The sequence below is a fragment of the Rhodopseudomonas pentothenatexigens genome (assembly GCF_900218015.1).
In the GTDB taxonomy this organism is placed as follows: Bacteria; Pseudomonadota; Alphaproteobacteria; order Rhizobiales; family Xanthobacteraceae; genus Rhodopseudomonas; species Rhodopseudomonas pentothenatexigens.
On the sequence record NZ_UFQQ01000004.1, the window covers coordinates 40,263 to 63,973 of the forward strand.

A 23,711-nucleotide genomic window follows, 5' to 3' on the forward strand; every position below is an offset into this window, starting at 1 on the left:
CCTCAACCCTCTGGGATACTGGATCCTCCGCTTTCGCGGAGGATGACCGTGCACGAAGCATCACCGCCCGAACAGCCGGTCCATCAGCCAACCATCGAGGCCTGCTGCGGCTTCCGGGCGGACGTTGGCGCGGGTCGGCGGGGGCATCCGGGCGCCGGGCGGAGCGTTGATGACCTGGGTTTCGCCGCGGGGACCGACCTGCGCGATGGTACCGCCTGCGATGGTGGCGCCGCCCGAGCTGCCGAAACCCGATGACGACGGTCCGGCGATCGGACCCCCGCTCCAGCCGCCGGGCAGCGGCTGCGGGGCCTCGCCCTTGAGGGCTTCGCGCATGAACCGCGTCCACACCTCGACCGGCAGGCCCCCGCCGGTCGCCTTGCGGGTCGGCGAATTGTCGTCGTTGCCGAGCCACACCCCGGTCACCAGGGTCGACGTGTAGCCGATGAACCAGGCGTCGCGGAAATCCTGGCTGGTGCCGGTCTTGCCGGCCGCCACCCAGCCCGGCAGATCCGCCCTGTGGGCGGTGCCCGAGCGCAGCGTCTCCTGCATCATGGTGTTCATCATCGCCACTGCGCGCGGATCGACCACCCGGGTCGCGGGCTCGCCAGTGCGCGCGTACAGCACCTTGTTGCCCTGCGCGGTGCGGATCCGCTTCACCACGTGCGGCGACACCAACAGCCCGCCATTGGCGAAGGTGGCGTAGGCGCCGACCAGCTCGGTCACCGACACCTCCGAGGTGCCGAGCGCGATCGACGGGTTGGCGTCGAGCTTGGAGGCGATGCCGAGCCGGTGCGCGGTGCGCACCACGTTCTTCGGCCCGACTTCGAGACCGAGCCGCACCGCCACCGTGTTCAGCGACATCGCCAGCGCCTGGGTCAGCGTCACCGCGCCGAAATATTCGTGGGTGTAGTTCTCCGGCTTCCAGCCTTTGAGTTCGAGCGGCGCGTCCTGGCGGATGGTGTCGGGCGTCAACCCGGCTTCGACCGCGGTCAGATATACGAACGGCTTGAACGCCGAGCCGGGCTGCCGCTTGGCGGTGACGGCGCGGTTGAACTGGCTGTCGGCGTAGTTGCGCCCGCCGATCATCGCCCGCACCGTGCCGTCCGGCGTCATCGCCACCAGCGCGCCTTGCGTCACTTTGTATTTGACGCTCTTGGCGGCGAGCTCGTCGATGATCGCGGCCTCGGCGACCGACTGCAGCTTCGGATCGATCGAGGTTTCGACGATGATCGACTGGTCGATCTGTCCGACCAGATCGTCGAGCACCTCGGTGATCCAGTCGGCCACGTAGTTGATGGTGCCGGCGCCGGTCGGCTTGACTGTGTAAACGGGGTTGGCGATCGCGGCCTGGGCCTGCTTGACGGTGACGAAGCCGGCTTCGGCCATCGCCCCGAGCACGATCTGGGCGCGCTTCTCGGCGCCTTCGGGATTGCGATTCGGCGCCAGACGCGACGGCGACTTGACCAGCCCGGCGAGCATCGCCGCCTCGACCAGCGTCACCTCCTTGGCCGATTTGCCGAAGTACTTCTGCGCCGCGGCCTCGACCCCATAGGCGCCGGAGCCGAAATACACCCGGTTGAGATACAGTTCGAGGATCTCGGCCTTGGAATGCTTGCGCTCCAGCCACAGCGCCAGTTCGACCTCCTGCAGCTTGCGCGTCAGGGTGCGGTCCTGGGTCAGGAACAGGTTCTTGGCGAGTTGCTGAGTCAGAGTCGAGCCGCCCTGGGCCACGCCCCGGTGCAGCACGTTGGCGACCGCGGCGCGGGCGATGCCGAGCGGATCGACGCCGAAATGCGAATAGAACCGGCGGTCCTCGATCGCGATGAACGCTTTCGGCAGATACGGCGGCAGGTCCTTCAGCGCCACATTGGTGCCGGCCTGCTCGCCGCGAACCGCCAGCGTCGAGCCGTCGTCGGCGACGATGGTGATGGTCGGCGGTCGCTTCGGGATTTCCAGCGATTGGATCGGCGGCAGATGCGCGCCCACCCAGACCATGACGCCGACGACGGCCAGCACCGCCCAGATGCCGGCGACCGCGCTCCAATACATCGTGCGGCCGATCGCGCGGCGGACCGACGCGATCACGCCCTTGCGCGGCTTGCGCTTGCCGCGCGCTCCGCCGCCGGCCTTGCCCGCGGGCTTCTTCTTCGGCTTGTCGTCGGCCACGTTCACCCGATCCTGCGGCGTCAGGCGCATGTCCGCGAGCGACTCGCCGGGCCCGAATGTCGGCTCACGCCTCTCGCCGGCTTTTTTCCTGCCCCACGCCATCGCATCGTCCACGCCGACTGTTGCGGCGGACGCTAACGGAGCCGGTTTAAGGCCCGGTAAAGCGAGGGTTAAAAGCCGGTTCCCGATTCGCCGAAAACGCCGCAGACTTGAGCCATCTCAACACCTTGGTTTACAGCTCTGCGATCGAAGCGGCGGCCGCCGACGTGCGAGAGGGACAGCAATGACCAGGGTGTTGAGGACCGCGAAAGAGATCGAGGCGCTGCTGCTGCAGGACGTGCGCGGCCAGCGCCACTGCGACAAGGTCGAAGCGATCCGGATCCGGTCCTGCCAACCCTGCGACGACACCAACGGCGCCAACTGGAAGGTGGCGTCGGTCGATCCCGGTCAGGCCAGCCGCGAATTCGCGGGCGCGGCGGTGATGACCGCGATGGGCCGGCTGCAGCGCGAGGTCAGCGCCATTCCGTGGGAGTGACGGCTCCTTCGGAGTGATGGCTCCTTCGGAGCGACCGCCCATCGGTCCGCCGCCTCGGCCGCCCGGCAGGACGACGGGCCTTCAATGATAGTTGCGGCGGCGCGGCATCGCGCCGATTTCGCCCATCAGCCAGCTCTTCATCTTGGCCCGGCTGGCGAACCGCTTGGCTTCCTCCAGCAATTCGTCGCGCTCCAGGCCCGCCGGCGTCAGCGCCGCTTCGATGTATTTCGCCACCGCGAGCTCCTCGAGCTGTTCGACGGTGAAATACCGGTTGCTGTTGCTGTCTGCTCTCATCATGGTCCGCCGCCGCAGCAGCGCCTCCATTCAACGGCTTCCTCCCCGTCTTGCCGGCATTCGATTCCGATTCGGCCGCACTGTCTGTGCAGAATTGGTCGATCCCCGGCGCCCTACGGGGGTGCGGCCGCCGCGGCGGCGGCGACCGCTTCGACCGACCGCGGATGTCACATCGCGGCGTCGTCCTCGAGGATTGGGCCGAACAGTTCCCAGCGCTCGCCGTTGAACTTCATCATCCGCAACTGCTTGTTGACGCGGTAATCGGTCGGCGAGGTCGTGATCGACATTCCCGGCAGCGACAGGTCGAGCACGACGTTCTTCAGGCTGGCGGCCTGCTTCATGATGTTGTCGCGGGTCAGGTCGTCGCCGCATTGCTTCAGGATCTGAACCAGCAGCTCCGCGGTGGAGTAGCCGTAGGAGTTGACCGTATTCATCTTGTCGCCTTCCGGATAATACTTATCCATGAAGGCGAAGTACTTCTTCACGCCGGCATCGTCTGCCCATTGCGGGTCGGCCGGATCCTTGCCGTAGTTGACGCTGATAATCCCCTTGGAGATGTCGAGTCCGGCCGGCTTCAGCGTCGCCGAAACCGGGCTGGCGTTGATGTCGAGAATGTGCACCGGATTCCAGCCGAGGTCGGCGACCTTCTTGATCGCCTGGGCGGCGAAGCGCGGCGTCGAGGCGTCGTACAGCAGGGTGGCGCCGGCTGATTTCAGTTTGACGATCTGCGAGTCGACGGTCGGATCGGTGAGTTCGTAGGACGCTTCCGCCACGATCATCTTGTCGGCCTTGTCGCCGAGACCGGCGCGCAGACCGGTGACGTAGTCGCGGCCGAGATCGTCGTTCTGGAACAGGATGCCGATCTTGGCGTCGGGATGGTTCTTCAGGATGTAGCGCGCGTAGATCCGCCCTTCGGTCTGGTAGTTCGGGTTGTACCCCATCGTCCAGGGGAAGTTCTTCGGGTCGGTGAAGCGAGTCGCACCGGTCGCCGCGAGGAGCTGGGGCACCTTCTTGGCGTTGAGATATTTCTGGACCGCGGCGTTCGACGGTGTGCCGATGATCTGGAAGGTCAGCAGCACCTCGTCGCTTTCGACCAGCTTGCGGACCTGCTCGACCGCCTTCGGTGGCGAATAGGCGTCGTCGTACTGGATCAAATTGATCTTGCGGCCGTTGATGCCGCCTTGATCGTTGATCATCCGCATGTAAGCGGCCTGAGTCTTGCCGATACCCGCATAGGCCGAGGCGGGGCCGGAGAACGGCACGGTCTGGCCGATCTTGATCTCGGTATCGGAGGCGCCGGTGTCGTATTTCTTCTGCGCCGCCGCCGGGGCGGCGGCCAACACGATCGCAGCAGCAGCCGCCGTAGCGGCCTGAATCAGGCTCTTCATCGGTCGTTGACTCCCTTTGGCTCGTGACCGGCGGTCTTCGCTGAGCCGCCGTTGCCCGGGAGTGTGGATCAGCACCGCGACGGTGGCAATGGCGACGAGTAGTCCGGCCGCCGCTCTCCGGTCGCGTGCAGTGCAACCAGGCCTAAGCCAGCCACACCGCGATCAGCGCCAGCGCCGCAGGGGCGGCCTGGACATACAGGATACGCATGCTGACGCTCCAGGCGCCGTACAGGCCGGCGACCACGACGCAGCCGAGGAAGAACGTGGCGAGCTGCCGCGCCACGGCGAGGTCGGGATGGACCACGCTCCAGATCAGGCCGGCGGCGAGAAAGCCGTTGTACAGGCCCTGATTGGCCGCCAGCACCGCGGAGGCGGCGGCCTTGTCGGGCGTATTGCGGAACACCTTCATCCCGAGCGGGCGGGTCCAGAGAAACATCTCCAGCACGAGAAAGAAGATGTGGAGCGCCGCGACCAGCGCGACCAGCATAACGGCGACGGCCTTCATGAGCCCTCCGGGTCCGTTCCGAGTACTGACAATGGCGTCGGCCGCGTGATAGCACTTCGGCCACAACAAAGAGTAACAGGGAGAGCACGACATGTCCGGGCACATCGACCCCACCAAGGAAGTCTTCGCGCAGTTTCGTACAAATGATCGCGAGGGGCCGATCCACATGCTCAACCTGGTGCGGCTCAAGCCGCGTGCCGCCTACCCGGACGGCCGCGATTCCACCGGGGCCGAAGCCTATGCGGCGTATGGCCGCGAATCCGGCCCGGTGTTCGAACGGCTCGGCGGCAAGGTCGTATGGCAAGGTCAGTTCGAGCTGATGCTGATCGGCTCGCAGGACGAACACTGGGACCATGTGTTCATCGCCGAGTACCCAAGCGTGGCGGCATTCGTGGAGATGATTCGCGATCCGGTGTATCGCGAGGCGGTCAAGCACCGGCAGGCCGCGGTCGAGGATTCCCGCCTGATCCGCCTGAAGCCGCTGAAGCCGGGTAAGGGGTTCGGCGAGATCCCCGCCTGATCACGGCCCCGTCCGACGTGTCGGCTGCGGTGGCGCGACATCGGACCTTCATATAGGTTCGATCAGCCCGCGCCACCCTCCCGGAGAATCGATCGATGCGTCTGTCGGTGCGCCTGACCCTGGCGATGACCGCCCTGGTGTCGTGCACGGTGGCGGCGATCGGGCTGCTCGCCTACTACAATATCGGCCGCGCGGTGGTGCCGTCCGAGCTGACCCGGCTGGCCTACCAAGCCAAGGCGCGGCTCGGCGCCTACGAATCGGTGCTGCGCATCGTCCGCAACGAAGTGCTGTCCGCGCGGTTGTTGCCGGCCCACAGCGGCATCATCCGCGCCCAGCGCAATGGCGGTGTCGATCCCGAACTCGGGCTGACCGATGCGCAGTGGCGGCAGCATCTGGCCGAGGCTTATGCGGGCAACATGCAGATCAAGCCTGGTATTCTGGGCTATCGCCTGACGCGCATTGCGGACGGCGGCCGGGTGCTGATCGAGGTCGACCGGCGGGGCGCGAACGGCGCGATTCGTGTCGTTGCCGACGCCGAACTTCCGCAGCGCATCGATAGCGACGCGTTTCGTGAGGTGGTCGACCTGACCGGGGACGCTGTTCACTTCTCCCAGCTACGCATCGTGCAGGGCGACGACCGCGACGGCGGCGTGTCCTACCCGCAGATTTCGGCCGCGGCGCCGATCCGCGACGCCGACGGCGCCGTGTTCGCGGTACTTTCTATCGAACTGGACCTGCGGCCGGTGTTCGAACGCATCCGCGACGTGCTGGACAACGACACCGACGTGTATTTCGTCGAGGCCGACGGCGGCTATCTGATGACCTACATGGCGGGCAGGATCGTGCCGGCGGAGCCTGAACGGCGCTGGCAGGATGATTTTCCCGGTCTGGCCGCAGAGATCGGCGACAAGCCGGGCACCGCGACGGTCATACCGGGCCGCGACGGCCGACGTCTGGCTGCCGCGATCGTGATGGCGCCGCTGTCGAGCGGCGTGCGCACCGGCGTGATTGAAACCGAACCGCTGGAACGGATCATGGCGCCGGCGCGGGCGCTGCGAACGCCCGGCCTGATCGTCGGCCTCGCCGCGCTGCTCGGCGCGGTGCTGCTGGCGGCGCTGCTGTCGCGCTCGCTGGCCAAGCCGATCGCGCTGCTCACCCGGGCGGTGACGGCGTTCTCTCGCACCGGCCGGCTGGTGGTGCCGCCCGGGCTGCAGGGCGAGAGCCGTATCCTCGCCGGCGCCTTCGCCGAGACCGTCGCCAGAATCGACGCGGCCAACGCGGCGCTGCGCAGCAAGTCGGAACTGCTCGACAAGACCATCGCCAGCATGGCGGACGCGGTCGCGGTGCTCGACGCGGCCGGCAAGCGGGTGTTCGCCAACCCGACCTGCGTCGCGCTGTTCGGCACCGCCGAGGAGATCGGCTCGGAGCGATGGAAGAAGAAGTACAAGCGCTTTCTCGCCGACGGCGTGACGCCGATGCCGGACTACGACAGCCCGGCGGCGCGCGCCCGCCGCGGCGAGAGCTTCGACAACGTCGAACTCGGCATCCGCCACGGCGACGATCCGGTGGTGCAACTCGCCGCCAGTTCACGACGGATCGAGAACCCCGATGGTTCGTTCGGCGGCGCCGTGATCGTGTACCGCAACGTCACCGCTTTCAAGGAATCCGAGCGCCAGCTCCGCCAGGCGCAGAAGATGCAGGCGATCGGCCAGCTCACCGGCGGCGTCGCCCACGACCTCAACAATATCCTCACGGTGATCACCGGAGGCATTGAAATCATCGCGGACGGCGTTGTGGACCGCCCGGAGTTGAAGGACGTCGCCGCGATGATCGATCAGGCGGTGACCCGCGCGTCCGATCTCACGCACGGGCTGCTGTCGTTCTCGCGGAAGCAGCCGTTGCAGCCGCGCAGCATCGACGTCAACGCCCTGTTGCTCGACACCGTGAAGCTGTTGCGGCCGACGCTCGGAGCCGGGATCGAAATCGAGGTCGAGCCCTCACCCGATCTACGGCCGGCGCTGGCCGATCCGTCGCAGCTCGGCAGCGCGTTGATCAACCTTGCGGTCAATGCGCGCGACGCGATGCGCGGCAACGGCAAATTGTTGCTGGAAACCGGCAATGTCGATCTCGATCAGGCCTATGCCGAACAGCACGATGAGGTCGCGGCCGGGCGCTACGTGATGCTGGCGGTGAGCGACAACGGCTGCGGCATCCCGGCGTCGATCCGCGACCGGGTGTTCGAGCCGTTCTTCACCACCAAGGCGGTCGGCGAAGGCACCGGCCTCGGCCTCAGCATGGTGTACGGATTCATCAAGCAGTCGGGCGGCCACATCGAGCTGTACAGCGAGGAGGGCCACGGCACCACGATCCGGCTGTACTTGCCCTGCGCCGCGGTCGGTGACGGCACGCTGGAGCCGGCCGCGCCGCCACTGGCGAAAGGCGGGCGCGAATCGGTGCTGGTGGTGGAGGACGACGCGCTGGTGCGCAGCTACGTGATGACGCATCTGAAGGCGCTGGGCTATCGGGCGCATTCCGCGGCTTCGGCGGGTGAGGCGATGTCGATGGTGTACGACGGCGTCAGGTTCGATCTGCTGTTCACCGACGTGATGCTGCCCGGCGGCATGAACGGTCCGCAGCTCGCAGAGGAGCTTCGCAAGTACAAGCCGGACCTGAAGGTGCTGTTCACCTCCGGCTACACCGAGACCGCGATGCTGCGCCACGGCCGGATCGATGCCGAGGTGCAGTTGCTCCCAAAGCCGTATCGCCGGGCTGATCTGGCGCGGATGCTGCGCCTGGTGCTCGACACCGAAGCCGGCGTCCCGGCCAAATAGGCCGGGCGTTTTCAACAGGGAACACGGCAAATCGATTTCGCCGGCTGCAGCCCGATTCGGGTTATGCACACGTCGTGCACCGGCCGGTCACACGCCCTGCATCTCGGCTGCAAGATCGCGTAGGTTGCCTTCGATTCGCCGCGCCGCCGTGGCCGAGTCCCCCGCCTGACCGAATCTGCCAAAGAGACTCCCAGTGCCGAACATCGCGTCCGTCATCGCATCCGAACTCGCCGTCCGTGAACAGCAGGTCCAGGCCGCCATCGACCTGCTCGACGGCGGATCGACCGTGCCGTTCATCGCCCGCTACCGCAAGGAGGCGACCGGCATGCTCGACGACGCGCAGCTTCGCACGCTCGAAGAGCGGTTGCGCTACTTGCGCGAAATGGAGGCGCGGCGCACCGCGATCATCGACAGCATCAAGCAGCAGGGCAAGCTGACGCCGGAGCTGGAAGCGGCGCTGCTGAAGGCCGACAGCAAGGCGCGTCTCGAAGACATCTATCTGCCGTTCAAGGAGAAGCGCCGCACCAAGGCGCAGATCGCGCGCGAGGCGGGCCTGGAGCCGCTCGCCGACCTGCTGCTGCAGAACCCCGACAAGGATCCGCAGGCCGAGGCGGCCGCCTATGTGAAGGCCGAGGGCGAGCACCCGGTAGCCGACATCAAGGCCGCACTCGAAGGTGCCCGCGCCATCCTGGTCGAGCGCTTCTCCGAACACGCCGATCTCACCGGCTCGCTTCGTGAAGCGATGTGGAGTCGCGGCGCTCTGAAGGCGAGCGTGCGCGAGGGCAAGAATGCCGCGGGCGCCAAATTCGCCGATTACTTCGACTTCTCCGAGCCCTACCAGAAGCTGCCGTCGCACCGCATCCTGGCGCTGCTGCGTGGCGAGAAGGAAGAGGTGCTCAGCCTCGATTTCGGCGACGGCGAAGATCCGGAGTCGAAGGAGCCGACGCAGTACGAAAACCGTATCGCCGCCACCTTCGGGATCTCCCGCAAAGGCCGCCCCGCGGACGGCTTCCTGTCCGACGCCGTGCGCTGGGCATGGCGGACGCGAATCAAGACCGCGCTGGCGCTCGATATGCGGATGCGGCTGTGGCAGCAGGCCGAGACCGAGGCGGTGCGGGTGTTCGCGGCGAACTTACGCGATCTGTTGCTCGCCGCGCCGGCGGGCGGCCGCGCCACGCTGGGGCTCGATCCCGGCTTCCGCACCGGTGTCAAGGTCGCGGTGATCGACCGCACCGGCAAGCTGGTCGACCACGCCACGATCTATCCGCACGAGCCGGCGCGCAAATGGAACGAGAGCATGCTGACGCTGGCGCAGCTGTGCGTGAAGCATCGCATCGAGCTGGTGGCGATCGGCAACGGCACTGCGTCGCGTGAGACCGAGAAGCTGGTGGCTGATCTGATGAAGGCCAAGCCCGATCTGAAGCTGACCAAGGCGATCGTGTCGGAAGCCGGCGCGTCGGTGTATTCGGCCTCGGAATTCGCCTCCAAGGAATTCCCCGATCTCGACGTCTCGATTCGCGGCGCGGTGTCGATTGCGCGGCGTCTGCAGGATCCGCTCGGCGAACTGGTCAAGGTGCCGCCGCAGTCGATCGGCGTCGGCCAGTATCAGCACGATCTCAATCAGCACGCGCTGGCGCGTGCGCTGGATGCCACGGTCGAAGACTGCGTGAACGCGGTCGGCGTCGATCTCAACACCGCCTCGGCGCCGCTGCTGGCTCGGGTGTCGGGTATCGGCGAGACGCTGGCGACCAACATCGTGGCGCACCGCGACGCCAACGGCCCGTTCCCGAGCCGCGACAAGCTCAAGGAAGTGCCGCGGCTGGGGCCGAAGGCGTTCGAACAATGCGCCGGGTTCTTGCGAATCCGCGACGGCGAAAATCCGCTCGACGCCTCCGGCGTGCATCCGGAGTCCTATCCGATCGTCAAGAAGATCCTGGCCGCGACCAAGAGCGACATCAAGGCGCTGATCGGCCAGACCAAGGTGCTGCAGGGGCTGAAGCCGCAGGCCTTCGCGGACGAGAAGTTCGGTATTCCGACCGTCAGCGACATCCTGAAGGAGCTGGAAAAGCCCGGCCGCGACCCGCGTCCCGAGTTCAAGACCGCGACTTTCCAGGAGGGCGTCGAGAAGATCACCGACCTCAAGCCCGGCATGATCCTGGAAGCGACGATCACCAACGTGGCGGCGTTCGGCGCCTTCGCCGACATCGGCGTGCATCAGGACGGCCTGATCCACATCTCGGCGATGTCGGAGCGGCGCATCAACGATCCGCGCGAAGTGGTCAAGCCGGGCCAGGTGGTGAAGGTCAAGGTGCTCGAGGTCGACGTGCCGCGCAACCGCATCGGCCTGACGCTGCGGATGTCCGATCCGATCCCAGCTCCCGGCGAACGCCGCAGCGGCGGTGGCGGCGGTGCCAGCGCCAAGCTGGTCGACCGCTACAAGCCGAAGCAGGAAGCCCCGAGCGGCGGCGGCGCGTTCGCGGCGGCGCTGGCCAAGGCGGCCGAGAAGGGTCGCAGCAAGGGGCGGTAGCGTGCTTGATCGATCGATGAAGCGAGCGGATCGATCTCGAAGGCGCTGACTCCGCGTATCGCGTAGACAATCATAACTGGGCGTCTCGGCGGATCAGGCCTCCCACGGCTGTCCAAGCATGGAACCGGCGGGTCAGCCGGCGATTGCATCCGGCTGGCTTTCTCCGCAACCTGAGCTCCTGCCGGCGAGAACCGGTCCGATGGCCCGGGAGGTTGAGGAGACACGATGCCGCGCTTCGTCATCAATCCCCCGGTGTTCTTCGGATCGGTCGCCATCACGGCGCTGTTCCTGGCAATCGGCGTCGTGTTTCCGAACCAGGCCGAGGCGATCTTCGCGGCGGTGCAGAGCTGGATCCTGGAAACGTTCGGTTGGCTGTATCTGCTGGCGGTCGGCATCTTCATCGCCTCGGTGGTGCTGTTCGCGGCGAGCCGGTTCGGAGACCTCAAGCTCGGGCCCGACGATTCGACGCCGGACTTCCGCTATCTGTCGTGGGTGGCGATGCTGTTCGCCGCCGGCATGGGCATCGGGCTGATGTACTTCGCGGTCGGCGAGCCGATGAAGCACTTCGCCGCGCCGCCCGAGGCCGCGCCGCTCAGCATCGCGGCGCAGCGCCAGGCGATGAGCATCACCTTCTTCCATTGGGGACTACACGCCTGGGCGATCTATGCGGTTGTCGGGTTGTCGCTGGCGTATTTCGGCTATCGCTACAATCTGCCGCTCACCGTTCGCTCCGGCCTGTATCCGCTGCTCGGCAGCCGGATCGACGGACCGATCGGCCACGCCGTCGACATCTTCGCGATCTGCGGCACGCTGTTCGGAATCGCGACCTCGCTCGGCCTCGGCGTGCTGCAGATCAATGCCGGATTGACCTATCTGCTCGGCGTGCCCAACGACGCAGCGGTGCAGATCGGGCTGATCGCGGCGATCACCGCGGTCGCCACCGTCTCGGTGGTCACCGGTCTCGACAACGGCGTGCGCCGGCTCAGCGAGCTCAACCTCGCGCTCGCGGTTCTGCTGATGAGCTTCGTGCTGGCGGTCGGCCCGACCGCGCAGTTGCTGCGCGACTTCGTGCAGAACATCGGCTTCTATCTCGACACCATCGTGCTGCGCACGTTCAACATCTACGCCTACGAACCACGGCCCTGGATCGACGCCTGGACGCTGTTCTACTGGGCGTGGTGGATCTCATGGTCGCCGTTCGTCGGGATGTTCATCGCCCGGATCTCTCGCGGGCGCACCGTGCGCGAATTCGTGATCGCGGTGCTGTTCGTGCCGGCCGGCTTCACGTTCTTCTGGATGACGGTGTTCGGCAACACCGCGCTGTGGATCGACACCACGGTGGCGCAGGGCGCGCTGCATCGGGCGGTCGCCAGCGACCTGTCGACCGCGCTGTTCCATTTCTTTCAATATCTGCCGTTTCCGATGCTGACATCGAGCATCGCGGTGATGCTGGTGGCGGTGTTCTTCGTCACCTCCGCCGATTCCGGATCGCTGGTGGTCGACACGCTGGCGGCGGGCGGTGCCACCGACACCACCACAGCCCAGCGCGTGTTCTGGTGCGCCCTGGAAGGGCTGATCGCCGCCGTGCTGCTGCTGACCGGCGGCCTCGCGGCGCTGCAATCGGCCACCATCGCCACCGCGCTGCCGTTCTCGCTGATCATGCTGGTGCTGGTGTGGGCGTTGTTCAAAGGCATGGCCGCCGACGTCGCCCAGCGCCGCGTGCGGCAGGGGGCGGCGGCGCCGCAGGCCTATCCGGCCGCCGGCCTGTCGTGGCAGCGCCGGCTCGGCCTGATCCTGAACGCGCCGACCGAGGCCGAAGTCGGCGAGCACATCAAAGTGGTGGTCACGCCGGCGCTCGACGAGGTCCGCCGCGAGCTCGAGCATCAGGGCCGCCGCTCGATCGTGACCCGCTCAGAAACGGATCATTCGGTGTCGCTGAACGTGCCGGCCGAGGGCGTGCGCGATTTCGTCTACGGGGTGCGTCCGGTCGCATATCGCCTGCCGGCATTCTCGCCGGCCGAGGCGACCCATTCGGGATTCCGCTACGAGGCCCGCACCTTCTTCAGCGACGGCAGCCGTGGCTACGACGTGATGGGAATGACGCGTGACCAGGTGATCGCCGACGTGCTGGCGCAGTTCGATCGCTATCTGCAGCTGGTGACCTCGCCGGCCGCCTCGCTCGCCGTCGGCGCGCCGGAACATAAGCCCCAGTCTGGATAGCAGGGCGTCAGACGCCCGGCGCCAGCTCCGTCACAGCAATGCAGCGGCGATTCCGGCTGCCGCGCTGAACGCGACGATCAGCAGCGGCGGGGCGCGCCAGATCGTCAGCAGCGCAAAGCCGGTCAGCGCGATCGCGACGTCGGCCGTGCCGTGGATCGTGCTGGTCCACACCGGATCGTACAGCGCGGCGCCGAGCAGGCCGACCACGGTGGCGTTGACGCCGCGCATCATCGCCTGCGCGGCCGGATAGTGTCGCAGCCCATGCCAGAACGGCAGCACGCCGAGCAGGATCAGGAAGCCCGGCAGGAAGATGCCGACCAGCCCAATCACTGCGCCTGTCAGCCCCTGGGAGGGCGCAGCGATCGCTCCCAGGTAAGCGGCGAAGCTGAACAGCGGTCCCGGCACGGCCTGGGCGGCGCCATAGCCGGCGAGAAACGCGTCGTCGCTGATCCATCCCGGCCCGACAAAGGCGTCGCGCAGCAGCGGCAGCACCACATGGCCGCCACCGAACACCAGCGCGCCGGAGCGATAGAACGCATCGAACGTCGCGACGATCGGCGACCCGGCCAGTTGCGCGAGCAGCGGCAGGCCGACCAGCAGCGTTGCGAAGCCGAACAGGGCAGCGATGCCGACTGTTCGCGACACCCGCGCGCCGACCTCGCCGAAGCGCGGCGCCGCACCGCTGCGGCACCACACGAGGCCGGCGATCGCGCCGATTGCGATCGCACCAAGCTGCGCAGCCGGTACCCCGCTGAGCAGCACGATCAGCGCCGCCGCCACCGCGATCGTGGTACGCTCGCGATCCGGGCAGAGCTGCCGCGACATCCCCCACACCGCCTGCGCGACGATCGCCACCGCGGTCAGCTTCAGCCCGTGCAGCAGGCCGGTTCCGATCGGGCCGTCCAGCGCTGCGGCCCCATAGGCGAACAGCACCAGGGCCGCCGCCGACGGCAGCGTGAACCCGGCCCAGGCGGCGAGCGCGCCGAGCGTGCCTGCACGCATCAGGCCGATCGCGAAGCCGACCTGGCTGCTGGCGGGGCCGGGCAGAAACTGGCACAGCCCGACCAGATCCGCATAGGCCTGTTCGTCGGTCCAGCGCCGCCGCACCACGAACTCGTCGCGGAAATAGCCGAGATGCGCGATCGGGCCGCCGAAGCAGGTCAGCCCGAGCTTGAAAAACACCCGCAGGACTTCGCCCGGCGTGCCGCTGTGCGGTTGCTCGATGGTCGAGAGGTCGGATTGCGCGGTCATCGGACCCCGTCGTCGGCGGCGTGCGGAAGAACCAGCCCCGTCATCCTCTCACTGATCTCCCACAGCCGCCTGTTGGCTTCCGTATCGCGCGCCTGCGCCGGAGCGGCAATCGTCTTGCGATCGGCATAATACTCGCCGCTGACGCCTTCCAGCTCCGGCGCGTTGGCGAGATACAGCACGCGCCGGGCGGCGCTCTCCGGCTTCGGGATCGCCCAGCCGCCGAGCCTGGCCAGCAGCTTCCAGAACAGCCCCTGGGCGCCATCGGTGCCGCCGAGATTGGATCTGAACACGCCGGGAAACACGCAGTTGACGGTGACGCCGCTGCCTTGCAGCCGGCGCGCCAGCTCGAAGGTGAAGTGCAGATTGCCGAGCTTGGACTGGGCGTAGCCCTTCATCATGCCGTAGGGCCTCCGCTCCCAATTGAGGTCGTCGAAATCGATCGCCGCGTCGATGCGGGTGCCGACATTGACGATCCGCGCCGGCGCGCTGGCTTTGATCAGGTCGAGCAGCAGGTTGGTGAGCAGGAACGGGCCGAGGTGATTGGTCGCGAGCGCGCATTCGATGCCTTGCGGGCTCAGCCGGCGTTCGGCGAATGCCGTGCCGGCATTGTTGATCAGCAGGTGCAGACGATCGAAGCGATCACGCACAGCCTGCGCCAGCGCGCGGACCGAGTCCTGATCGGCGAGGTCGGCGACGAACAGATGCAGGTCGTCATTGCCGGTGGCGGCACGAATATCCGCCAGCGCCGCTTCGCCGCGGCCGCGGTCGCGCGCCACCAGGCCGATGCGCAGGCCGTCCGCCGCCAGCGCCTGTGCGACCGCCTTGCCGAGGCCGGAATTGGCGCCGGTGACCAGCGCGGTGCGTTTGTGCTCGGGGCTCGTACTCATCGGGTGCGCTCCTGGCCGTGGTAGCCGCAGTCTAGCGCCCCGCGGGCCTGCTGTGATGACGGCCATACAGGAAATAGATCGCAAGGCCGATCGCCAGCCACACCGCCAGCCGGATCCAGGTATCGAGCGGCAGGCCGAGCATCAGGACGAACGACACGATCGCGCCGGCCGGCGCCACCAGCCAGATCGCCGGCGCCCGGAATGGCCGGTGCTGCTCCGGATGCTTGATCCGCAGCGCCAGCACGCCGACGCAGACCACCGCGAATGCGAACAGCGTGCCGATGCTGACCAGTTCGCCGACCAGCCCGATCGGCAGCACCCCGGCGAGGCCGGCGACGATGATGCCGGTGCCGATGGTGGCGACGTGCGGCGTGCGGAAGCGTGGATGGGTGGCGGCGGCGCCTTTCGGCATCAGGCCGTCATGCGCCATCGCGCGCAGCACGCGGGTCTGGCCGAGCATCAGCACCAGGATCACCGAGGTCAGCCCGGTGACGACGCCGATCTTGACGATCGAGGACAGCCAGCCGATCCCGGCGGCGTCGATCCCGACCGCGATCGGATCGGGCACGTTGAGCCGGTCGTACGGCACGATCCCGGTCAGCACGAACGCCACCGCGACGTACAGAATGGTGCAGATCGCCAGCGAGCCGAGGATGCCGACCGGCATGTCGCGCTGCGGGTTCTTGGCCTCCTGCGCGGCCGTCGACACCGCGTCGAAGCCGATGAAGGCAAAGAACACAACCGCGGCGCCGCGCAGCACGCCCGACCAGCCGAAGATGCCGGTCTCCTGCGCCGGCGGAATGAACGCGCCGTCCGGATTGGCGGCCGTCACCCAATTGGCCGGCGTCACCATCGGGGCGGCGAAGATCAGAAACAGCGCGATCACCGTCAGCTTCACGGCGACGATGACATTGTTGAACCGCGCCGATTCCTGGATGCCGATCACCAGCAGCGCCGAGATCGCCACGATGATCGCCATCGCCGGCAGATTGAGAAAAGCCCCGGTGGTCGACCAGGCCCGGGTCGCGGCGTCGTAGGCGAGCGGGGCGGAGGCGAGCTGGCTCGGCAGATGAATGCCGAAATTGCCGAGCAGGCTGACGAAGTAGCCGGACCAGCCGATCGCCACCGTGGTGGCGCCGACCGCGTATTCCAGGATCAGGTCCCAGCCGATGATCCAGGCCACCAGCTCGCCGATGGTCGCATACGCATAGGTGTAGGCGCTGCCCGATACCGGCACGGTCGAGGCCATCTCGGCGTAGCACAGCCCGGCGAACGCGCAGGCGACAGCGCCGAGCACGAACGACAGCGAGACCGCCGGTCCGGCATTGGCGGCGGCGGCATGGCCGGTCAGCACGAAGATGCCGGCGCCGATGATGCCGCCGACGCCAAGAGCGACGAGGTTGGTCGCCGACAGCGACCGCTTCAGATGGCGGACCTCGCCGTCGCCGCTGTCCCCGGCCGCAGCCTCGATCTGCAGGCTGCTCAGCGATTTACGCGTCCAGATCTCGGCCACTCTCGAACCCCCTTGCCCGCGGCGGAACCCGCTCGATCTCAAGCGCGGCGAGGGTCGCCCGGTTCCATCGCGCCGGCGCTCGCCTGCGGCGACCTCATCGCCGCCAGACAGCCGAGCGCCGCCCGCACCAGCTCGTCGCGGTACACCGCAAAGCCGGCGCGCGGCATGCCACGGATCAAAGCGTGGGCGAACATGCCGTACAGCAGGGTGAACACCGGCAGCGCGGTTTCGGCGGCGGAGCGGCCGGCGGGCCAGTCGGAGGCGCCTTCGAGCAGCGCCTGCCATTCCTTCAGGAACGAGTCGTAGGCTTCGAGATAGTGGCTGCGTTCGCTCTTGTGCCGTTCCAGCATGAAATGCTGCATCCATTCGCGCGGCGCTTGCGCATAGATTTCGGCCTGCGCGGTTATCGCAGCCCTGACGCCGGTGGCGAGGTCGTAGCTGCCGAGCGCGGTGCGGCGGCGGCGCAGCGCCAGCAACAGATCCTTGGTCCGCAGATGCACGCAGGCGCGTGCCAGCTCGTCCTTGCTGGAGAAATATTCGTAAAAGGTGCCGAGCCCGACGCCGGCGACCAGCACGATCTCGCGGATCGTCACCTCACTGAACGGCTTTTCGTCGAGAAGCCGAACAAATGCGTCGCGGATTGCCCGCGAGGTTTCGTGCGAGCGCGGCTGCACCGGCCTTCGCCGTGATTTTGCTGAGGTTTCCGCGCGCTTCGCCATCCAGGCCCAATCCGAACACCTGTCCGATGCGGCTTGCCTATGATGCCTGCCGAACCATCGCAAGCGCCAGAGGCGCCGTCCCGGGAGGACCCAAATGCTCAACGCCGCCACCACCGACAGCTACGGCGCCGTCACCCATGAGGTGATCAACCAGCCGGTCGAACTCGCCAACTACAATCTGTTCAGCGCCGACCGGCCATTGGTCGAAGCGGTGACCCGCGAAGGCGCCGAATGGGCCGCCAACGATATCGCCGATTTCGGCGCCCGGATCGGAGCCGCCGACTATCTCGAACTCGGCGCGCTCGCCAACCGGCATCTGCCGGAATTCGACACCCACGACCGCTATGGCCGCCGCACCGATCTGGTGCGCTTCCACCCCGCCTATCACCGGCTGATGCAGACCTCGATCGAGCAGGGCTTGCATTCCTCGCCGTGGACCGATCCGCGCAACGGTGCGCATGTCGCCCGCGCCGCGCGGTTCTATCTGCACAGCCAGATCGAGGCCGGCCACGGCTGCCCGATCAGCATGACGTTCGCGGCTGTGCCATGCATCAGCCTGCAACCCGACGTCGCCAAGCAGTGGCTGCCGAAGATTTTGGCGCGCAGTTACGATGCGCGCAACGTGCCGGCCGAGCAGAAGCAGGGCGTCACCATCGGCATGGCGATGACCGAGAAGCAGGGCGGCTCGGACGTCCGCGCCAACACCACCCGGGCGATCCCGGTCGGCGCCGGCGGCCCGGGCGGCGAATACGAATTGGTCGGCCACAAGTTCTTCGTCTCGGCGCCGATGTGCGATGCCTTCCTGGTGCTGGCGCAGGCGCCGGGCGGGCTGTCGTGCTTCCTGGTGCCGCGCTGGAAGCCGGACGGAGCCAAGAACCCGCTGCAGGTGCTGCGGCTGAAAAAGAAGATGGGCAACGCCTCCAACGCCTCCAGCGAAACCGAGCTGCGCGGCGCGTTCGGCTGGATGATCGGGCCGGAAGGTCGCGGCGTCGCCACTATCATCGAGATGGTGGCGATGACCAGGTTCGACTGCATGATCGGCTCGTCGGCGATCATGCGGGCGGCGCTGTCGCAGGCGATCGATCATTGCCGGCAGCGCGCGGCGTTCGGCCGCCTGCTGATCGATCAGCCGATCATGCAAAACGTGCTGGCGGATCTCGCGATCGAAACCGAGGCCGCGCTGGCGCTGACGATGCGGATCGCCCGCGCGCTCGATCACCGCGCCGAGGAGCACGAGGCGCATCTGATCCGGATCGGGTCGGCGATCGGCAAGTACTGGATCTGCAAGCGCACGCCCGGCGTCACTGCCGAGGCGATGGAGTGCATCGGCGGCTCCGGCGTGATGGAAGACGGGCCGATGCCGCGTCACTTCCGCGAAAGTCCGGTCAATGCGATCTGGGAAGGCTCCGGCAACGTGCAGTGCCTCGACGTGCTGCGGGCGATGACCCGGACGCCGGAGACGCTCGAGGCGTATTTCGCCGAGGTCGAGCAGGCCAAGGGCGCCGACGTCGCGTTCGATCGTCACATCGCCGCGCTGAAGGACGACATGCGTGATGCGTCGGACTTCGAGGAGCGCGCCCGCGATCTGGTCGACCGGCTCGCTGTCGGGCTGCAGGCCAGCGTGCTGATCCGGCATGCCCCGGAAGAGGTCGCCGAAGCGTATTGCGCATCACGTCTGGCGCAGCGCGGCGCACATCATTACGGCGCGCTGCCCAAGGGCATCAACTTCGCCGCGATCATCGACCGCGCACGGCCGCGGTGACTGTCGGCGGAAACGAAAGCAGGGGTTGTCTGCCGCTCTCGTTCTCAACGGTACTGAGTCCTCATTCTCAAGAGCCCGGCGTAGCCGGGCGTCTTGAAGGATGAGAAGCCGCATCGCCTGCGGCGTATGGTTCGAGACGGCGCTCCGCGCCTCCTCACCATGAGGGTGCGCGAGGTGACGTCGCGAGGGTGCCGTTCCTTACTTCGACGGCGAATCCTTCTTCAGATAGGCGAATGCGGCATTGAGCTGGGCGTCGTCGGGCTTGCCGATCAGGTCGGCCTTGATCGGGGCCGAAGTCGCGGCCTTGATCTTGTCGTCGCTCGCTTCGCCGGTCTTCGGCGTCGCCTTGGTGGCGCCGGCGTCCGGCTTGCCGAGCTGGCCCGGATTGGCGATCGCGCCGTGCAGCGCGCTTTCGCGGATCAGCGGGCCGCCGCTGATCTGCTGATCCTTCGGTGCTTCCTGGATCACGTCCGGCACGATGCCCTCGTCCTGGATCGAGCGGCCCGCCGGCGTGTAGTACAGCGCCGTGGTCAGCCGCACCGCGCCGTGGCCCTTGATCGGGATCACGGTCTGCACCGAACCCTTGCCGAAGCTGGTGGTGCCCATCACGGTGGCGCGCTTGCGGTCCTGCAGCGCGCCGGCGACGATTTCCGAGGCCGACGCCGAGGCACCGTTGATCAGCACCACGATCGGCACGCCGGGCAGCTTGTCGCCCCGCGACGGCGCCGAGAATACCCGCTGGTCGTCGGACTGGCGGCCGCGGATCGACACCACGGTGCCGCCGTCGAGCAGGTCGCCGGCGACCGAGACCGCGGCATTGAGCAGCCCGCCCGGGTCGTTGCGCAGGTCGATCACCAGGCCCTTGAGGCCGTCCTTGGCGTCGCTCTTGAGCTTCTTGAGCGCGGCGGTGAAACCGTCGGAGGTGTCCTGGCCGAACTGGCTGATCCGGACATAGCCGATACCGTCCGGCTTCATCTCCGACTTCACCGAGGCGACCTTGATGATTTCGCGGGTCAGGGTGACGTCGAACGGATCGTCCTTGCCGCGCAGGATGGTGATGGTGACCTTGGTGCCGGGTGAGCCGCGCAGCATGTCGACGACGTTGCGCAGGCTCATGCCCTGTGTGCTGGCGGTGCCGACCTTGATGATCAGGTCGCCCGGCTCCAGCTTGGCGCGCGCCGCCGGGGTGCCGTCGATCGGCGACACCACCCGCGGAATCCCGCCCTGAGCCGAAATCTGCATGCCGAGGCCGCCGAACTGGCCCGACATGTCGGTCTGCATGTCCTTGAATTCCTTCTCGTCCATGTAGTCCGAATGCGGATCGAGCCGGTTCAGCATGCCCTTCAGCGCATCCTTGGTCAGCGCGTCCGAGGCGATCGGATGGACGTAGGCACGCTGCACCAGCTGGATCACGCCGCCGATCAGGTCGAGGTCGGCGGGCGCGGTCTGCTCGCGCTGCAACGCGAGCGCGGAGACCACGGGAACCGCGACGATGCCGAGAACGGCAAGGGAGCGAACGACGACTTTGCGCATGGGCGAACTCATATGAATGGGCGGATGACGGCCGCCTTGACGTTGCGGAACCAGAACCGACCGCGGCCGCGATCGGTTCCTGCGAGGGGGACACCGGCGCCCGGATAGGACGCCTGATCAGATACGCGCGAAGCGGGCGCGATCAAGGCGCCATGAGCGGTCACGCCGCCGGCTTCTGTTCGGCGTCGCCGTTGGCGAGCAGGTGCACCAGCGCACGCTTGATCGCCGCCTGCCGGGTCGGGGCGGTGATCTGCGCACCTAACAAATCGGTCACGTAGAACACGTCGCGGGCGCGTTCGCCGAAGGTCGCGACATGCGCCGAGGCGATGTTGAGGTTGAGCTTCGAAATCGCGGTCGTGAGCTGATACAAAAGGCCGGGGCGGTCGAGGCCGCTGACTTCGATCACGGTGTAGCGGTCCGACCAGTTGTTGTTGATCTCGACTTCGGGCTCGACCACGAAGGCGCGCAGCTTGGCCTTGCTGCCGCTGGTGGCGCGGCGGGCCACCGCTTCGGGCAACCGCAGCTTGCCTTCCAGCACTTCTTCGATGGTTTCGCCGATCCGGGTGGCCCGGCGGCCTTCGTCCTCGTCGCGGTCGTATTCGCGGCTGATCGAGATGGTGTCGAGCGCGCGGCCGTCGGTGGTGGTGTAGATCTGAGCGTCGACGATGTTGGCGCCGGCGGACGCGCAGGCGCCGGCGATCACCGACAGCAGCCACGGATGGTCGACGGCGAGGATCGTCAGCTCGGTGACGCCTCTGGCTTCGTCGAAGCCGACATTGATCGCGAGCTTGTGGCCGGCCTGTTCGGAGGCGCGCAGGAACCGGGCGTGGCGGATCTTGCGCTGCAGGTCGACCTTCAGCCAATACGCCGGGTAGTGCCGCGCCACATAGGCGTTGAGTTCCGCCTCCGACCATTCGGTGAAAGCGGCGCGGAATTCGGCCTGGGCGGCGCGGATCCGCTCGGCGCGGTTCACTTCCGAGAAGCCCCCGGTCAGCACCGGCTCGGTCTCGTAGTACAAGGTGCGGATCAGCTGCGCCTTCCAGCCGTTCCACACCCCCGGACCGACGCCGCGGATGTCTGCGGTGGTGAGGATGGTAAGCAGCTTCATCTGCTCCACGGTCTCGACCACCGCGGCGAAGTTCTCGATGGTCTTGCGGTCGGACAGATCGCGCGACTGCGCCACCGTCGACATCACGAGATGCTGCTCGATCAGCCACGCCACCAGCTCGGTGTCGGCGGCGCTGAATCCGAATCGTGGGCACAGCCGCCGCGCCACCTTGGCGCCGGCGGTGGAGTGATCCTCGGGCTGGCCCTTGGCGATGTCGTGCAGCAGCACCGCGACGTACAGCACCGCGCGATGATCGGGGCGGATCTTGCGCATCAGTTCGGACGACAGCATGAACTCGTCGTTGCCGCCGCGCTCGATCTCCTGAAGATTGCCGACGCAGCGCAGCAGGTGCTCGTCCACCGTGTAGCTGTGGTACATGTTGAACTGCATCATCGACACGATGCGGCCGAAGGCGCGGATGAAGCGGCCGAGCACGCCGGTCTCGTTCATTCGCCGCAGCACCGGCTCGGCGTTGTCGGAGGTCAGGATCTCGACGAACAGCCGGTTGGCTTCGGGATTGTCGCGGAGCTGCGGCGTGATCAGCGACAGCGAGCGCGTCACGATCCGCATCGCGTCGGGGTGGAAGGCGAGGCTGTTCTTCTGCGCCAGCCGGAAAATCCGGATGAGATTGACCGGATCGTGCTTGAACACGTCCGGCACCGCCAGATTGATTCGGTTGTTGTCGATGACGAAGTCGTCGCTCTCCGGCACCCGGCGGCGCTTGGCGGCGGGCCGCAGCCGCGCCATCATCCGGGTCAGCGCCGGCGCCGCCTTGGCCTGCTGATCCTCCAGCTTGGCGCACAGGATCGCGGTCAGGTTGCCGACTTCCTTGGCGATCAGGAAGTAGTGCTTCATGAAGCGCTCGACGTCCTGCATCCCCGGATGCGAGGTGTAGCCGAGCCGCACCCCGATCTCGCGCTGCAGGTCGAACGACAGCCGGTCTTCGGCGCGCTTGGTCACGAAGTGGATGTTGCAGCGGACCGACCACAGGAAGTCTTCGCAGCGGCGGAAGGTCCGGAGTTCGGCGGGATCGAACACGCCGCGCTCCGACAGCTCGCTGGTCTCGCGCACCCGGTAGACGTATTTGGCGATCCAGAACAGCGTGTGCAGGTCGCGCAGCCCGCCTTTGCCGTCCTTGACGTTGGGCTCGACCAGATAGCGCGACTGGCCGGAGCGGCGGTGGCGCTCCTCGCGCTCGGCCAGCTTGGCGGCGACGAATTCGGCCGCAGTGCCCTCGACCACGTCCTTGTCGAAGCGCTCGACCAGCTCGGCGTACAGCGCCTCGTCGCCGGCCAGGAACCGCGTCTCCAGGATCGCGGTGCGGATCGTCATGTCGGCGCGCGCCTGGCGGATGCACTCGTCGACCGAACGGGTGGCGTGGCCGACCTTCAGGCCGATGTCCCACAGACAGTACAGGATGACTTCGGCGACCTGCTCGCCCCAGGCGGTCTGCTTGTAGGGCAGGATGAACAAGAGATCGATGTCGCTCTCCGGCGCCATCAGGCCGCGGCCGTAGCCGCCGGTCGCCACCACCGTCATGCGTTCGGAGCTGGATGGCGTCGGGGAGTTGTAAAGGTACTCAGTTGCGGCGTTGAACAGTAGCCGGATGATCGTGTCCTGGACGAAACACAGTCGCTCGGCGCAGCGCCGGCCGTGGCGATCGCGCAGCAACTGCGCCTCGGCCTCGGCGCGGGCTTTCGCCAGTTCCGCCTTCATCAGCATTGCCAACGCAGTGCGGAACGCCGCGTCGTTGCCGGCGTGTTTCTCGGCCAGCGCGGCGATCTCGGCGGCGACCCGGGCGCTGTCGAAACGCTCGTCGGCGGCGGGGCGGGAAGGTGACACGACTTTGTCCATAGCTGTTTCCGGATATCGGACGGCACCGCTGCTGTCACGGAATTCCGCGTGCGGGCGAGCGGCGGCACCACCCGGCCCCGCCAGCATAGGCGCCTGCA

At 67.2% G+C, this 23,711-nt stretch carries 16 protein-coding genes; 6 read left to right on the forward strand and 10 right to left on the reverse strand.

Annotated elements, in window-relative coordinates; all coding sequences use genetic code 11:
- Window positions 1-60: 60 nt before the first annotated feature.
- A complete protein-coding gene (locus DWA33_RS04350; RefSeq protein ID WP_114357057.1) occupies window positions 61-2,268 on the reverse strand; it encodes a transglycosylase domain-containing protein in 2,208 nt (735 codons plus the stop codon).
- 181 nt (window positions 2,269-2,449) lie between these two features.
- Between DWA33_RS04350 and DWA33_RS04355 the strand changes: the two genes are divergently transcribed.
- Window positions 2,450-2,701: a hypothetical protein gene (locus DWA33_RS04355; RefSeq protein ID WP_114356878.1), complete on the forward strand. Its 252-nt coding sequence runs from the start codon at window positions 2,450-2,452 to the stop codon at window positions 2,699-2,701.
- Between the two features lie 81 nt (window positions 2,702-2,782).
- On the opposite strand, the gene DWA33_RS04360 is transcribed toward DWA33_RS04355, so the two are convergent.
- The 3 genes from DWA33_RS04360 to DWA33_RS04370 all read right to left on the reverse strand — a co-directional run bounded on the left by DWA33_RS04360 (window position 2,783) and on the right by DWA33_RS04370 (window position 4,888).
- Entirely contained in the window at window positions 2,783-3,025 is a 243-nt protein-coding gene (locus tag DWA33_RS04360; protein WP_244601198.1) for a hypothetical protein, read from the reverse strand.
- A gap of 137 nt (window positions 3,026-3,162) precedes the next feature.
- On the reverse strand, window positions 3,163-4,383 hold the full coding sequence (locus DWA33_RS04365; protein WP_114356879.1) for an ABC transporter substrate-binding protein: 1,221 nt from the start codon (window positions 4,381-4,383) through the stop codon (window positions 3,163-3,165).
- Window positions 4,384-4,525: 142 nt separating this feature from the next.
- Complete coding sequence (locus tag DWA33_RS04370; RefSeq protein WP_114356880.1) at window positions 4,526-4,888, reverse strand: DUF1304 domain-containing protein; 363 nt, start codon at window positions 4,886-4,888, stop codon at window positions 4,526-4,528.
- A gap of 91 nt (window positions 4,889-4,979) precedes the next feature.
- Here DWA33_RS04370 and DWA33_RS04375 point away from each other — a divergent pair, with 91 nt between their 5' ends.
- The 4 genes from DWA33_RS04375 to DWA33_RS04390 all read left to right on the forward strand — a co-directional run bounded on the left by DWA33_RS04375 (window position 4,980) and on the right by DWA33_RS04390 (window position 12,986).
- On the forward strand, window positions 4,980-5,408 hold the full coding sequence (locus DWA33_RS04375; protein ID WP_114356881.1) for a DUF1330 domain-containing protein: 429 nt from the start codon (window positions 4,980-4,982) through the stop codon (window positions 5,406-5,408).
- 95 nt (window positions 5,409-5,503) lie between these two features.
- Window positions 5,504-8,239, forward strand: coding sequence for an ATP-binding protein (locus DWA33_RS04380; RefSeq protein ID WP_114356882.1), 2,736 nt, complete (start codon window positions 5,504-5,506; stop codon window positions 8,237-8,239).
- A 193-nt stretch (window positions 8,240-8,432) separates the two neighbouring features.
- Entirely contained in the window at window positions 8,433-10,766 is a 2,334-nt protein-coding gene (locus DWA33_RS04385) for a Tex family protein (RefSeq protein WP_114356883.1), read from the forward strand.
- 225 nt (window positions 10,767-10,991) lie between these two features.
- The gene (locus tag DWA33_RS04390; RefSeq protein ID WP_114356884.1) at window positions 10,992-12,986 is read left to right on the forward strand and encodes a BCCT family transporter; all 1,995 of its coding nucleotides are present in this window, start codon (window positions 10,992-10,994) and stop codon (window positions 12,984-12,986) included.
- 30 nt (window positions 12,987-13,016) lie between these two features.
- Here the strand turns inward: DWA33_RS04390 and chrA are convergent, their stop codons facing one another.
- The 4 genes from chrA to DWA33_RS04410 are packed head-to-tail and all read right to left on the reverse strand — an operon-like array spanning window position 13,017 to window position 17,311.
- Window positions 13,017-14,237 carry a chromate efflux transporter gene (gene chrA, locus DWA33_RS04395; protein ID WP_114356885.1) on the reverse strand — a complete coding sequence of 407 codons (1,221 nt, stop codon included), beginning with the start codon at window positions 14,235-14,237 and terminating at the stop codon, window positions 13,017-13,019.
- Window positions 14,234-15,124, reverse strand: a complete 891-nt coding sequence (locus tag DWA33_RS04400; protein ID WP_114356886.1) for an SDR family oxidoreductase — start codon at window positions 15,122-15,124, stop codon at window positions 14,234-14,236. The genes chrA and DWA33_RS04400 overlap by 4 nt, the downstream gene beginning before the upstream one ends.
- Window positions 15,125-15,155: 31 nt before the next feature.
- Window positions 15,156-16,637: an amino acid permease gene (locus DWA33_RS04405; RefSeq protein WP_114356887.1), complete on the reverse strand. Its 1,482-nt coding sequence runs from the start codon at window positions 16,635-16,637 to the stop codon at window positions 15,156-15,158.
- A gap of 38 nt (window positions 16,638-16,675) precedes the next feature.
- Entirely contained in the window at window positions 16,676-17,311 is a 636-nt protein-coding gene (locus DWA33_RS04410) for a TetR/AcrR family transcriptional regulator (protein ID WP_244601199.1), read from the reverse strand.
- Between the two features lie 139 nt (window positions 17,312-17,450).
- On the opposite strand from DWA33_RS04410, the gene DWA33_RS04415 reads away from it, so the two are divergent.
- Window positions 17,451-19,118: an isovaleryl-CoA dehydrogenase gene (locus tag DWA33_RS04415; protein ID WP_114356889.1), complete on the forward strand. Its 1,668-nt coding sequence runs from the start codon at window positions 17,451-17,453 to the stop codon at window positions 19,116-19,118.
- A 198-nt stretch (window positions 19,119-19,316) separates the two neighbouring features.
- Here DWA33_RS04415 and DWA33_RS04420 read toward each other — a convergent pair whose 3' ends face one another.
- A complete protein-coding gene (locus DWA33_RS04420; RefSeq protein ID WP_114356890.1) occupies window positions 19,317-20,651 on the reverse strand; it encodes a S41 family peptidase in 1,335 nt (444 codons plus the stop codon).
- 160 nt (window positions 20,652-20,811) lie between these two features.
- Window positions 20,812-23,613 carry a [protein-PII] uridylyltransferase gene (locus DWA33_RS04425; RefSeq protein ID WP_114356891.1) on the reverse strand — a complete coding sequence of 934 codons (2,802 nt, stop codon included), beginning with the start codon at window positions 23,611-23,613 and terminating at the stop codon, window positions 20,812-20,814.
- Window positions 23,614-23,711: the final 98 nt, after the last annotated feature.